The organism is Neorhizobium alkalisoli (genome assembly GCF_002968635.1).
Taxonomy (GTDB): domain Bacteria; phylum Pseudomonadota; class Alphaproteobacteria; order Rhizobiales; family Rhizobiaceae; genus Neorhizobium; species Neorhizobium alkalisoli.
The window spans coordinates 173,599-187,171 of sequence record NZ_PVBN01000011.1; the positions used below are offsets into that span (position 1 = coordinate 173,599).

The following is a 13,573-nucleotide window of genomic DNA, read 5'->3' on the forward strand; positions in this document are numbered from 1 at the left end:
CCATGCAAGAGCCATTCGACCCAGCGAAGGTCGATGCCGATCTGGAAGTGGCGCGCCCGGTGCGAACCGGCTTCCTGCCGATCACCACCAACTGGTTCGACCGTGTCTTCGTCGGCATCTACCTGTTCGTGGCACTCGAACTCTTCTGGATGCGGTTCCTCGAACAGTCGATTCCGTTGATGGTCTGCCACGTTCTGGCCATCTCGCTCGGGGTCCTGATCGTATGGCGCGGCTGATGCTTCTTTGGAAATAGGACAGAGACAATGAAATCGCTGGTATTGGAAGAGAAGATGAAACTGTCGCTGCGCGATTTCCCGATCGAGCGCGAAGAGACGCTAGGCCCGCGCGACGTGCGGATAAAGCTACACACCGTGGGCATATGCGGGTCCGACGTACATTATTATACGCATGGCGGCACCGGCGTGTTCCAGGTGAAAGCGCCGATGATCCTTGGCCACGAGGCGTCGGGCACCGTGATCGAGACGGGAACCGACGTCACCGAGCTAAGGGTGGGCGATCGCGTCTGCATGGAGCCAGGGATCCCCGATCCCAACAGCCGCGCGACCCGCATGGGGCTCTACAATGTCGATCCGGCGGTTCGCTTCTGGGCCACGCCGCCGATCCACGGCGTGCTCAGGCCAACCGTCGTCCATCCCGCCGACTTCACCTTCAAGCTGCCCGATAATGTCTCATTCGCCGAAGCAGCAATGGTGGAGCCACTGGCGGTGGGAGTGCATGCTGCGACCAAGGCGCAGGTCAAGCCTGGCGACATAGCTCTGGTGATCGGTGCAGGCCCGATCGGCTTGGTGACCGCGCTGTCGGCTGTCGCCGCAGGCTGTGCGCGGGTGTTCGTGAGCGATGTCGACGATGCCAAGCTGGAACTCGCCGCCAAGCTTGGTCCAATCTCGCCAATCAATGTTGCAAGGCAGGAACTGGTCAAGGAGATCCTTGCCGCCACCGACGGGTGGGGCGTCGAACTCGTGTTCGAATGCTCCGGCCATCCCAAGGGCGCCGAAGGTGTGTTCGATCCGCTCGCTCCGGGCGGCCGGGTGGTTTTCATCGGTTCTCAGGTTCACCCGATCCAATACGATGTCGGCAAGGCCATGGTGCGCGAGGCCCGCGTGGAGCATGTTTTCCGCTATGCCCATGTCTTTCCGCGTTGCGTGGCCATGCTCTCTTCCGGCGCGATCGACGTAAAGCCGCTCATCACCCGCACTTTCGGCTTTGACGAAAGCGTCCGTGCTTTCGAGATCGCCGCGTCCTCCCCCAAGGGCGAAGTCAAGATGCAGATCGCACTGCCGCAATAGAGGAATTCATATGGCTCACGTCACCGTCACGGACGTTACAAAGAAATATGGTGCGCTGCCGGTCATCCACGGGGTCGGCATAGATATCGCCGACGGCGAATTCGTCGTGTTGGTCGGACCGTCCGGATGCGGCAAGTCCACGCTGCTGCGGATGATCGCAGGGCTTGAGACGATCTCTGGCGGCACGGTTGCGATCGGTGGACGCGTGGTCAACGACGTCCTGCCCAAGGACCGTGACATTGCCATGGTGTTTCAGAACTACGCGCTCTACCCGCACAAAACGGTCGCCGACAATATGGGGTTTCCGCTCAAACTCAAAGGCGCGCCGAGGAGCGAAATCGAAGCCAAGGTGCGCAAGGCGGCCGATATCCTCGATCTCGGGAAACTGCTCGATCGCTATCCCAAGCAGCTTTCGGGCGGCCAGCGCCAGCGCGTCGCCATGGGACGCGCCATTGTCCGCGATCCGCAGGTCTTCCTGTTCGACGAGCCGCTCTCCAATCTGGACGCCAAGCTGCGCGTCACCATGCGCGTCGAGATCAAGGAACTGCATCAGCGGTTGAAGACGACCACGATCTACGTGACGCATGATCAGATCGAGGCCATGACGATGGCTGACAAGATCGTCGTGATGCGCGACGGGCGTGTGGAGCAGATAGGCGCGCCTCTCGATCTGTACGACCGGCCGGCAAATGTCTTCGTGGCAGGTTTTATCGGTTCGCCGTCGATGAATTTCGTTCCCGGCAGATTGTCGATGGCGAGCGGCCAGGTGAACTTCGTCAGCGACAAGGGCACCGTGCTTCCGGTGCCGGAAGGTACACCGGACCACGGCGAACCTGTCATCTACGGCATCCGTCCCGAGCATATCGACGTGCGGCCGGACGGGTTGTCTGCGAGGATCTCGGTCCTCGAGCCCACCGGCTCGGAAACGCAGATCTTTGCGCATCTCGGCGGCGACCCGGTCATGGCGGCGGTTCGCGACCGTGTCGCGGTGACGCCGGGCGATACCATCTCGTTCCGGATCGACCCGCACCGTGCGCATCTCTTCGACGCCAGGAGCGGTCGGCGCCTATAGTTCTGCAGAGGCAGGGAGCAAGACATGTTCTTCGACAAATTCCGGATGGACGGCCAGATCGCTGTGGTGACCGGCGGCGGGCGCGGCATCGGCCTTGCCTGCGCCGAAGCGCTTGCCGAGGCGGGCAACAGCGTTGTCATCATCGATCGCGACGAAGCGGTTGCCGAATCGGGCAGGCTGGCCCTGGCCGACAAGGGGATCGAGGTCGATGCGTTGGTCCTTGATGTCACGGATTCCGCGGCAGTCGATAAGGCCGCAGCCGACATCTTCGCAAAGCACGGTCGCATCGACGCGCTGGTAGCCAATGCAGGCATTGCCCGCACCGGTACGGCCGCGGAGGAGACGCCGGACGAACTCTGGCTCAATGTCAACGATGTGAACTACAACGGCGTCTTCTGGTCCAATCGCGCCTTCGGCCGCTACATGCTGAAGGCCGGCAGAGGTGCGATCGTCAATATCGGATCGATGTCCGGCTACATCGTCAATCGCCCGCAGTTGCAGAGCTACTACAACGCGTCAAAGGCGGCCGTCCACCATCTGACAGCCTCGCTTGCAGCAGAATGGGCGAGCCGTGGAGTGCGCGTCAATGCCGTCGCACCGACCTATATAGAGACCGAAATGACGAGGAACATCGTCGATCAGTCGATGGTGGATGTGTGGCTACGCGACACGCCAATGGGTCGGATGGGTCAGCCGCACGAAATCGCGTCGGTGGTGCATTTTCTCGCCTGCGACGCGTCGAGCCTGATCACCGGTGCGACCGTCAAGGCCGATGCCGGTTTCACCTGCTGGTAGGGAGGTCTTTAAATGGATTTTACGGGCAAGCATGTGATCGTGACAGGTGCCGGCAAGGGCATCGGCCGGGCGACCGCCGTCATGCTGGCGCGGCGCGGAGCCAAGGTGACCGCTCTGTCGCGCTCGGCGACCGACCTTGAGGAACTGAAGAATGAAATCGGATGTATTCCGATCGCGGTCGATCTCGCCGATCCCGACGCGACACGCGCTGCGGCTCTCCGGGCTCTGCCGGCCGATTTCCTGGTGAACTGCGCCGGCACGACCGAACTGCAATCCTTCCTGGACGTCACAGTCGAGAACTTCGACCTGCTTTATGCGGTGAACACACGCGCTCCGATGATCGTCTCGCAGGAATATGCTCGTGACATGGTGAGGAACGGCCGAAAAGGCGCGATCGTCAATGTCTCCAGCGTCGCCGCCTTCGTCGGTATTCCCGACCATGCCGCATATTGCGCGTCGAAGTCGGGTCTCGACGGGCTGACAAGGGTGATGGCCAAGGAACTTGCGCCCAGGGGCATTCGGGTCAACGGTGTGCATCCGACCGTGACCCTCACGCCCATGGCCGTCAAGGCCTGGAGCGATCCGGAAAAGGCAGCTGGTATGCTCAACCGCATTCCGGTGGGCCGCTTCGCAGATCCCGACGACATTGCCGAGGTCATCCTTTTCCTGCTCTCCGACGAGGCAGCAATGGTCAACGGCCTGTCGATGCCAGTGGATGGCGGTTACATGATTGCCTGACGGCTATCCGAGCTAGATGCCTCGGAATCCCGGACCTTCCCCCGCCGTTCTGGCGGCCTTAGATCTTTTAGAGGATCAGCGCATGACACGCTTTGACGAAAAAATCTCGAGAATCAGGGCCGGCAACTATAAGCGGACGGATTTCATAATCGCGGACGCCAAGGATGGCGACATGGGGCCGAGCATTCCCTCCTGCGGCCCCAAGCTCGAAAAGGACTGCTCCTACACGCGCTTCAGGACCCGGACGGAATTCCTCGGCCAGATCAAGGCTGTGATCGCGCAGGATATCGTTGATATCATGTTGACCTCCGCCTCCAATCTCGAATTGCTGACTGAAGCCGGCGCTTATGTCGGCAATAGCGTCAAACCCGCGATCCGCGCCAACGATGCGACCGATATCTGGGTGGGACGCGGTGCGACCTATGCCACTCAGCCGTCGCGGCCCTATCGCACCGCTTCGCTATCGGTCAACCGGCGCCATACCGATCTTGGCCTCTATTCGATCACCTTCAACAACGATCTCGACGCCGATTATAATTCGCTGCTCGCCTTTCTGGATTTTGTCGAGGACGCTGACGACAACGGGTTCAGCTACTTCCTCGAAGTCTTCAATCCGAACGTCGACACCGGTATTTCACCCGAGCTCCAACCACATTTTGTAAATGATTGCATATGCCGCGCGCTGGCCGGATTGACACGGGCCCAGCGGCCGCAATTCCTGAAGATCCCGTTCAATGGGCCGAAGGCGCTGGAGGAGCTTACCTCCTACGACCCGAGCCTGATCGTCGGTGTTCTGGGCGGCGGTGCGGGAACCGCGCGCGATACGTTCGAACTCATCCATCAGGCGGAGAAATACGGTGCTCGCGTGGCGCTCTTCGGTCGCAAGATCAACCTCGCCGAGGACCCGCTCGCCATGGTGAAGTTCATGCGCGCCGTGGCAGATGGTGATCTCGGTCCAGAGGAGGCGGTCAGGGCTTATCACGGTGCGTTGCAGGCAGGCGGGCAGAAGCCGATGCGGGTCCTCTCCGACGATATGCTCGTCACCGAAAAGGTCCTGATGAATTGACACCGGCGAGGGAGGGGAGCATGGCCGGAAAGAGCAGGCGCGGCTTCATCGCCGGAGGGACATGGTGCCTCGACCGCAACCGCAGGATCGATGCCTGGCCCAGGGAAGATAGCGTCGGCATCGCCTGGGGGCTCGAGGAGCGCGGGGGAGGGCCGGCCTGCAACCTCGCCATCGATATCAGGCGGCTCGACCCCTCCATTCCGGTCGAGACCATCGGCCTCGTTGGCAATGATGATGCGGGCCGGAAGCTCGTCGCGGAAGCCGAGAAGGCAGGCCTCGATCACCGACAGATGCATGTCAGCGATGAAGCGCCGACGCATACGACAGAGGCCTTCATCTCGCAGGCAAGTGGCCTGCGCACGCATATTTCGGATCTCGGCATATCGGCGCTGCTGAACCCTGAACATTTCAACTTCTCGACAACGTCAGCGCGCTACATGCATCTCGGCCTGCCGGGCATCCACCCGCGTATGGATTCAAAATGGCAGGACGATGCCAACGGCTGGGTCACGGTCCTCAAGGCGGCGCGGCAGGCGGGATTACAGACCAATCTGGAACTCTGCACTGTCACGCCGGAACGTCTGCGCGGCCTCATCCTCCCCTGCCTGCGGCATCTCGACACCCTCATTGTCAACGACAGTGAGATTGGTGCATTGGCGGAGATGACGACCATCAAAGACGGCAATACTGACGTTGACGCTTGTTTGGCGGCCTCGGCGGCCATGCTGGAGCAGGGTGAGATGCGGCTTGTCACGATCCATTTCCCCGACGGCGCGATCACGGTCATGCGATCGGGAGAGACGATTTTCGTGCCATCCGTGAGGGTGCCTCATGATGCGATTGTGGGGCCAAACGGTGCGGGTGACGCTTTCGCAGCCGGCTTCATGTACGGCCTGCACGAAGACTGGGCGATCAAGGACTGTCTTTGGCTCGGCCATGCCGCGGCCGCTTGCTCGCTCAGGAGTGCCGGCACGACGGATGGCGTAGTCGCCTGGAAGGAATGCCTCGACATTGCACGCCAATGGGGCAGCCGCTGAGACTGGGGCCGCCACGGGATTTTCATGGACAGAGAGGAGATGAATATGGGCAAGTATTTGGAAGGTAAGGTCGCGGCGGTTACCGGTGCGGCTTCCGGCATAGGACTGGCAAGCACGCGGGCGTTGATTGCAGAGGGCGCACGCGTGGTGCTCGTCGATCGCGATCGCAAGGCTTTGGACTCGGTCTGCGCTGAACTCGGCAGCGCTGCCATCCCGCTGGTGATCGACCTCCTCGATCCCGTGAGCTGCGCGACACTCATGCCCTCGATCGAAAAACTCACCGGCCAGCTCGACATCTTCCATGCCAATGCGGGCACCTATATCGGGGGCGACCTGATCGAGGCCGATACCACTGTCATCGACCGGATGCTCAACCTCAACGTCAACGCCGTCATCAAGAACGTCCACGATGTCCTGCCGCACATGATCGCGCGCGGCTCAGGCGACATTATCGTTACGAGTTCAGTCGCGGGGCACTATCCCGTCCCTTGGGAGCCCGTCTATTCGGCCTCGAAATGGGCCATGACCTGCTTCGTCCAGACAGTGCGGCGCCAGGTCAACAAGAAGGGCATCCGCGTGGGCTCGGTTTCGCCCGGGCCGGTGATCAGCGCGCTCCTTGCCGACTGGCCCGAGGAAAATCTCAAAAAGGCGAAGGAATCCGGAAGCCTCATCGAGCCGTCCGAGGTGGCTGATGCCATCGTCTTCATGCTGACGAGGCCGCGAAATGTGACCATTCGCGATGTCGTTGTGTTGCCGACCAACTTCGACATCTGACCACGCGATTGGTCGCTCAGACGCGGGATCGCTAACGCTGAAAATGAAGTGCGGCGGGCAAGGCTTGGCCGATGCCCGCGTCATTGGCAGCGGCGACAGTGAGGACATCTGTCTGCAAGACTTCTCGCGCCTAGCGCATCAGTCCAGCCTTGCGAAGCGCATCCTCAATGATCTGCTGGATGCTATCCGTTCCCTTTGTCTTGTGAGCAGAGGCTGATTGGCGGTCCGGCGCTGGATTGCTTTCGCCGTGGGTTGGCTCGAAACCCTCGCGAAGCAAACCCCAGCGTTCAGCCGAGCACAGAGTTGAGGAAATACCAAAATCCAGCATGTATGGCGCTGCGTTTTCAAACGCCAAGGATGCGTCGACAGGCGTTCCGTGCCCCATTCCAGTGATGCTGTAATATTCAATGACCTCTCGGCCGTCAGCGCTTTTCCAGACGGACTTTGAGTGGGCACCGATAGGTTCGTGAAAATCCGGTCGAGAGCCGACACCGTGAACGCCGCGCCATTGGTCGACAATCGCACGGGCATTGGCCTCTGCTACAGTGTTGTCCTGGTTGCCGTGCCAGACCGACACCAGAGGCCAGGGGCCATCATGCGGAGATGCTGCCTTCAGTTTCGACTGTAAGGTCTTGATTTGGGGAAGGCCGTGTCCGCGCATTCGATCGAAGGCCTCCGGCACAGTCGAAGCGACCCCATAAGGCAGTCCCGCAATGATAGCACCGGCTGCGAACACCTCAGGATACGTGGACAACATGACATTGGCCATCGCACCGCCTGCCGACAAACCGGTGATGAAGATCCGGGAAGTGTCGACCCGGTGCTTCGACACCACGGCATCGATCATTTGGCGGATCGAGCGGGTCTCTCCCTGATCGCGGCGGATGTCGCCTGGAACAAACCAGTTGAAGCAGAGGTTGCCGTTATTGCTACGGTTCTGCTCTGGAAGAAGCACGACAAAGCCGTTTTGATCAGCAAGAGCCGACCAACCGGCGCTATGATCGTAGCCAGACGCGGTTTGCGTGCATCCGTGCAAGACGACGACGAGGGGAGGGTGTTCGGTAAGATTGGACGGCACATGAACTTTGCCCGCAAGGCCTCCCGGATTCGATCCGAAGTCCCGCAAGTCTTGGAGCCGGCCCGGTTGGCTGGTGTATTCGGCTTTGTGTGCTCTGAAGCGGGCAAGCCGCTCCAATGTATCCGACAATGATCTCATAAATGCCTCCTGACAATCAGTGCCGGGATGGCATCGACGATCAACAACGCCTTGCATATGGGAATGGTTGCTGCAGTGCACAACATTTAGATCGACGTAGGCGGGTGCGTTGGCAGAATTTCCGCGGCGGCAGTAGAATCGAACGGAAAAGAGCATCGAACCCCGCCAACCGAAGATCTGGAAAGGCGGGATTCCCAATACCGTACCTGAAGGACGTCAGGCGGCGTACCGACTGGACCGGACGGTTTCGCTCGCGACATTAAAATGGCTGATCTGGTCGTTCAGCACTTCGGCTTCCGCGGCCAGCGAATGAGCCGAGGCGGAGGTTTCCTCGACCATGGCGGCATTCTGCTGGGTCACCTGATCCAACCCGTTAACCGCCGAGCTTATCTCGCCGAGGCGGGAGGACTGGTCGCGCGACGAGCCGACGATCGCTCCGATGTGCTCGTTGATCGATTGAATGTTGTCCTGGATCAGTTCCAGGCTCTCGCCAGTCTTGAGCACCAGCGCAACCCCATTCTCCACGTCGGTGGCCGACGAGGAGATCAACGCACCGATGTCGCGCGCCGCCGTCGCCGACTTTTGCGCAAGTTCCCGAACTTCCTGCGCCACCACGGCAAAGCCTTTGCCCGCCTCACCGGCGCGGGCGGCCTCGACCCCTGCATTCAGGGCAAGAAGATTTGTCTGAAAAGCAATCTGATCGATCACGTCGATGATCTGGCGGATCTTGGACGAAGAGCTTTCGATGCGTTCCATGGCCTGAATGGCATTGCGGACGACGGCGGTCGAGGTCTGCGCGCCCTGCAAGGTATGGGCCGCGACATCGACTGCGGTTTCGCAGCGAGTGAGCGCGGTGTTGACGGCACCGGTCATCTCACCAAGTGCGGCTGCAGCCTCCTCAAGGGCCGCGGCTTGCCGTTCGGTACGCCGAGACAAATCATCGGATGCCGTCTTCAGCTCGCTCGACCCTGTGCGAATGGTGTCCACGCTATTGCCGATCGCGGCGATTGTGGCTTCCAATCCGGCAAGCGAGTTGTTGAAGTCGTGCCGCAAATGGTCGAGAGACGGCCCGAATGGCTTGATGATACGCTGGTCGAGCCTGCCGCGCGAGAGTGCGGCAAGACCGGTCGCCAATCCGGAGACGGCTTCCTCTATTTCACGCGCGCTTGCGGCTTTTTCCGCCTCACGATGCTGGCGTTCTTCGCTCAGCTGTTCATTCTTCCGATGAGCTTCCTCCTCCATGCGCTCCTTGTCGAGGGCTCCTTGACGGAAAGATTCCAGCGCTCTGGCCATGACGCCAATTTCGTCGCCTCGGCTCGCGGAGGCGATGACGATGGCTTTGTCGCCTTCGTTCAAACGGTTCATCAGCTTTGCAAGGTCGGTCAGCGGTCTTGTCAGGCGTGCGGCAATATAGGTGCCTGCGCCACCCATCACGACGAGGACGGCAACGGTTGCCAGAATGGCCCAGATGGCAAGGGACCTTGCCGCAGCCAGTACCTGACCTTCTCCCTGCCCGATAGCCAGCAGATGCGGCTTGCCGAATAGCGTCACCGGCTGATAGGCGAAGAAGAGCGGACGGTCCCCCGCGGTAACGAATTCCGAGCCACTTGCCTGGCCTGCTGCGGCCTTTGCCAGTTCAGCCGGTGTATCGTGGGACACTCCGCGTGCGAAGGAACCGCTACGGAAGGAACCTTTCCCGTCAAGCAGGACGGCTTCGTCGATCGATTTTCCGAAATCATCCGGTGTCACGATACTCGTAAGCTGCTCGGCGGAAATGCGAAAGATCACGCTTCCCTTTGTCACTGTCTTGCCCCAGGACGCGACGGCAAGTTGCTTGCCGATGAGAACGGACGGTTTGTTGCCATCAGGCTCATAAGGGATGAAGTCGGAAACATGCACAGCGTCTGGAGACGCCGCTTGGATCCGTTTTAGAAGTTCGTTGATCTGAGGCAGGTTTGAGGCTGGCTGAAGCAGTTCAGCTCCCTTGGTGACGGAGTAGACGACCTGGCCGCTGTTATCGATGACGTAGATATCGCTGACGCGTGAATTCTTCCAGGCGCCGGCAAGGGTGCCGTGGATTGCGCTGTGGTGCACGGCATAAAGCAGTTTGAGAGCTGCGCCATCGAAACCTGCGCGTTCGCTGAGCGACATCCCGGGCTTTTGAAACTCTGCCCTGATGGTGTCAGCTTCGCTCGGGATGATGTTTGACATCGTTTCGACCGCCTGGCCGATCGCGGTGTTCTGGGCGAGGTCTGCGAGCGATTGCGAAATGCGGTCCTGGTAAGCAGCCAGTTGCTTGGACTGGTTTCCGGCCGCCGACTCCAGTCTCATCTTGCTTGCTTCGATCAGGCCGCTCTTGCCGATTTGATAGCTCAGAAGGCCAACAGCCAAGCACGAGACAAACGTTGCCCCAACAACCAACCCGACAAACTTCGCCTTGATCGACAAACGTCGGCCGGTGCCTTCCAACCTGGATGACTGCGACATGATAGTTATTTTCCCCCACCCGTAAAACAATAATCAGGGAACCTGACAGGATATCATTTCGTTAGTTTTAACGAACCGAAGGGGTCGAGGCGGATAGATTTTTTGTTTGAGAAAATTGGTGGGCGTTGTGGCGGGATCGTTCAAATATGGCGGCGAGACCCGGCTCGGGTGGACCATTTTCGTGTACCGCATCTATCCGAACTTCCCCCGTTGAAGGGACGCGGGGATGAGTCTCTACTCCAGCGCAATCGCAGTGAATCGCTTGATCTGGTCGACGATGGCAATTTCCGTCGGGATACGTTCCATCGAACTCGCGCCATAAAATCCGTCGCAGCCCTTGGTGCGGCTCAGGATGTATTGGGCATCTTCCGGCATGGCGATCGGCCCTCCGTGGCAGAGGACAATCACGTCCTTTCTTACTGAGCGGGCCGCTTCCGACCAAGAGTCGATCCGTTCGATGCATTGGTCGAGAGTGAGCGCGGTCTGCGCGCCGATCGCGCCTCCCGTGGTCAGCCCGAGGTGGCATACGACAATATCGGCCCCGGCTTGTGCCATCGCCCGTGCATCTTCGCTGCTGAAGACGTAAGGCGTCGTCAGCATGTCCTTCGCGTGCGCCCGGGCGATGATTTCGACCTCATGGCCGAAGCCCATGCCGGTCTCTTCCAGATTGGCGCGGAACATACCATCGATCAGGCCGACGGTTGGAAAATTCTGGATGCCGGCAAAACCCAACGTCTTGAGTTCGTCGAGAAAGTGATCCGCCAGCATGAACGGGTCGGTTCCATTGACGCCGGCGAGTACCGGTGTGTGCCGGACCATCGGCAAGACTTCCCGGGCCATCTCCTTGACGATCTCATTGGCATTGCCATAGGCCAGCAGCCCCGCGAGCGAGCCGCGGCCTGCCATGCGATAGCGCCCGGAATTGTAGATGACGATCAGGTCGATGCCGCCGGCCTCCTCGCATTTCGCGGACAGGCCGGTACCGGCTCCTCCGCCGATGATCGGTAACCCGGAGGCGATCTTCTGTCTCAGCTGGGAAAGGATTTCCTGCCGTGTCGGTCTGCTCATGCTCTGTTCCTCACTTGGATATGCTGCGATAGGCCTCAACCAGGCCGTCCGCGAAAACCTGATCGTTGATGTGTGCGTCGATCTCGATGAGCTTGCGGTTTGGCGCGCTTTTCCACCCTGACCGGATCGTATCGAATAGCGCGGCATCCGCCTCCGGATCGTAAAAGGGCAGGCCGGGCGCGTCGATCGCGGAGACGCCGCCGAGCGGAAGAAGAAAACGCACCGGTCCATCCATCCGGTTCAAGCGCTCGACGATGAAATGGCCGACGGCGCGGTTTTCCTCCGGCGTCGTGCGCATCAGCGTCACCTGCGCATTGTGGACATGCAGCCGCCGGTCGCGGAATTCCGGCGGGACGGTTTCCCTGGCGCCGAAATTGACCATGTCCACGGCACCCACCGAACCGACATAGGGCATGCGGGTGCGGATGATCGCGCCGAACCGGTCCTCCGTTGCGGGGAAGACCCCGCCGACCAGAAGATCCGGCACCTCCGTCGTCGTCACGTCGATGACGCCCTCCACGAGACGCGAGTCCGCCAGCTTTTCCATCGAACGGCCGCCGACGCCCGTGGCGTGGAAGACGTAGATTTCATGTGTCGGCTCCATCAGGGTGCGCACCTTTGCGACACAGGTGGTGGTGACGCCGAACATGGTCATGCCGAGACCGGGCCGATCGGTAGCCACTTCCCAAACACCGTTTTGTGCCATGCCCGCCGCCGCATGCGCCGCATTGCCGATGACCTTGCGGGAAATGGCATTCAATCCGGCGACGTCGACCACCGAATACATCATTGCGAGGTCGCTAGGCCCGACATAGGGAGCGGTATTTCCCGAGGCGACGGTGGAAACCATCAGTTTCGGAATGCCGATCGGCAGTGATCGCATTGCTTCGGTGACGAGAGCGGTGTTGCCCGTGCCACCAAGGCCGAGCACGGCGCCGATATCGCTGCGGGAAGTCAGGAAGTGCGTCAGCGCCTGCGCCATGGCTGAAACGGCGGCGCCGCGATCGCCGAGACCGAGCACGGCGGAAGCACCCTGCGGATGGAAGGCGGCCACCTGTTCGGCCGTGAAATCCGCCTTTTCATCATGGCCTTGTGTGCTGACGTCGATCAGCAGCGCTTCCGCTCCTGCGGCCAGCGCCGCGTCCTTCGCATAGTTCAATTCGGCGCCCTTCGTGTCGCAGGTGCCGACGACATAGACCTTGCCCATTTCCCTCTCCTCCCAGCAGACGCCCGCCTCCCGGTATGAATTTCGGGCGAAACCTAATTTTGCATATTGTATATTTTCCTGAATATTGCATATTGATGCCAACGACGCCAGATGGAATTTGAAAATGAATGCGCCTCGCCACCTCACGCTTCGCGAACGGATCTACGAGGAAATCGTCCGCCTCATCGTCTCCGGAGAGCTGCCGAGCGGAGTGTCTATCGATGAAAAGGCGCTGACGGAGAAATTGCAGGTCAGCCGCACCCCCTTTCGCGAAGCGATCGGTACGCTGGCCAAGGAGGGGCTGATCGAGATCAAGCCCTATCGCGGCTTCTTCGTGCGAAGCTTCTCGCGCAAGGAGATCGAGGACCTCTACGAATTGCGCAAGACGCTCGAGTGCTTTGCCGTGGAGCTTGCCGTGCCGCGGATGAGCGATCGCGATATTGCGGGGCTTGAACGGGTTCTCGACGAAGCGGTTGCGGCGCTGGAGCGGGGGGATATGCAAACCTATGGGGTGCGCGACAGAGAGTTTCACGAGACGATCGCGGAACGTTCCGACAATGCCGCGCTGATTGAAACCCTGTCCCGGCTGGCGATGCAGATCCAGGTCTGCCGAACGATTGCGAATGAGAGCCGCGATCTGGCGCAACGGGCCGCAACCGAGCGCGACGAGATCCTCAAGGCGCTGCGCGCTCGCGATGTGGCTGCTGCCTCGGCTCTGATGCGCGAGCATATCAGCGACGTACAGCAGGCCGTGCTGGGGCGTTTCAGGGATGATGACGCACGCTAGAGCCGGCAGGTTCCGTTCT

At 60.4% G+C, this 13,573-nt stretch carries 13 protein-coding genes; 9 read left to right on the plus strand and 4 right to left on the minus strand.

What is annotated here, in order from left to right; genetic code table 11:
* Positions 1–2: 2 nt before the first annotated feature.
* The 8 genes from C5L13_RS22155 to C5L13_RS22190 all read left to right on the plus strand — a co-directional run bounded on the left by C5L13_RS22155 (position 3) and on the right by C5L13_RS22190 (position 6,789).
* A complete protein-coding gene (locus tag C5L13_RS22155; RefSeq protein WP_105385434.1) occupies positions 3–236 on the plus strand; it encodes a DUF2160 family membrane protein in 234 nt (77 codons plus the stop codon).
* 27 nt (positions 237–263) lie between these two features.
* Positions 264–1,307, plus strand: coding sequence for an NAD(P)-dependent alcohol dehydrogenase (locus tag C5L13_RS22160; protein WP_105385435.1), 1,044 nt, complete (start codon positions 264–266; stop codon positions 1,305–1,307).
* 10 nt (positions 1,308–1,317) lie between these two features.
* Positions 1,318–2,379 (plus strand): ABC transporter ATP-binding protein, encoded by a 1,062-nt coding sequence (locus tag C5L13_RS22165; protein ID WP_105385436.1) that lies wholly within the window; start codon positions 1,318–1,320, stop codon positions 2,377–2,379.
* A 24-nt stretch (positions 2,380–2,403) separates the two neighbouring features.
* Complete coding sequence (locus tag C5L13_RS22170) at positions 2,404–3,174, plus strand: SDR family NAD(P)-dependent oxidoreductase (RefSeq protein ID WP_105385437.1); 771 nt, start codon at positions 2,404–2,406, stop codon at positions 3,172–3,174.
* A 12-nt stretch (positions 3,175–3,186) separates the two neighbouring features.
* Positions 3,187–3,912 carry an SDR family oxidoreductase gene (locus C5L13_RS22175; RefSeq protein WP_105385438.1) on the plus strand — a complete coding sequence of 242 codons (726 nt, stop codon included), beginning with the start codon at positions 3,187–3,189 and terminating at the stop codon, positions 3,910–3,912.
* An 82-nt stretch (positions 3,913–3,994) separates the two neighbouring features.
* On the plus strand, positions 3,995–4,978 hold the full coding sequence (locus C5L13_RS22180; RefSeq protein ID WP_105385439.1) for a beta/alpha barrel domain-containing protein: 984 nt from the start codon (positions 3,995–3,997) through the stop codon (positions 4,976–4,978).
* Positions 4,979–4,998: 20 nt separating this feature from the next.
* The gene (locus C5L13_RS22185; RefSeq protein ID WP_105385440.1) at positions 4,999–6,015 is read left to right on the plus strand and encodes a carbohydrate kinase family protein; all 1,017 of its coding nucleotides are present in this window, start codon (positions 4,999–5,001) and stop codon (positions 6,013–6,015) included.
* A gap of 45 nt (positions 6,016–6,060) precedes the next feature.
* Positions 6,061–6,789: an SDR family oxidoreductase gene (locus C5L13_RS22190; protein WP_407070457.1), complete on the plus strand. Its 729-nt coding sequence runs from the start codon at positions 6,061–6,063 to the stop codon at positions 6,787–6,789.
* 130 nt (positions 6,790–6,919) lie between these two features.
* Here the strand turns inward: C5L13_RS22190 and C5L13_RS22195 are convergent, their stop codons facing one another.
* The 4 genes from C5L13_RS22195 to C5L13_RS22210 all read right to left on the minus strand — a co-directional run bounded on the left by C5L13_RS22195 (position 6,920) and on the right by C5L13_RS22210 (position 12,767).
* Complete coding sequence (locus C5L13_RS22195; protein ID WP_105385441.1) at positions 6,920–8,005, minus strand: extracellular catalytic domain type 1 short-chain-length polyhydroxyalkanoate depolymerase; 1,086 nt, start codon at positions 8,003–8,005, stop codon at positions 6,920–6,922.
* A 216-nt stretch (positions 8,006–8,221) separates the two neighbouring features.
* Positions 8,222–10,492 carry a methyl-accepting chemotaxis protein gene (locus C5L13_RS22200; RefSeq protein WP_105385442.1) on the minus strand — a complete coding sequence of 757 codons (2,271 nt, stop codon included), beginning with the start codon at positions 10,490–10,492 and terminating at the stop codon, positions 8,222–8,224.
* 234 nt (positions 10,493–10,726) lie between these two features.
* The gene (locus C5L13_RS22205; RefSeq protein WP_105385443.1) at positions 10,727–11,560 is read right to left on the minus strand and encodes a phosphoenolpyruvate hydrolase family protein; all 834 of its coding nucleotides are present in this window, start codon (positions 11,558–11,560) and stop codon (positions 10,727–10,729) included.
* 10 nt (positions 11,561–11,570) lie between these two features.
* Positions 11,571–12,767 (minus strand): Tm-1-like ATP-binding domain-containing protein, encoded by a 1,197-nt coding sequence (locus tag C5L13_RS22210; RefSeq protein ID WP_105385444.1) that lies wholly within the window; start codon positions 12,765–12,767, stop codon positions 11,571–11,573.
* A 124-nt stretch (positions 12,768–12,891) separates the two neighbouring features.
* Between C5L13_RS22210 and C5L13_RS22215 the strand changes: the two genes are divergently transcribed.
* Complete coding sequence (locus tag C5L13_RS22215) at positions 12,892–13,554, plus strand: GntR family transcriptional regulator (protein ID WP_105385445.1); 663 nt, start codon at positions 12,892–12,894, stop codon at positions 13,552–13,554.
* The last annotated feature ends 19 nt before the right edge of the window (positions 13,555–13,573 follow it).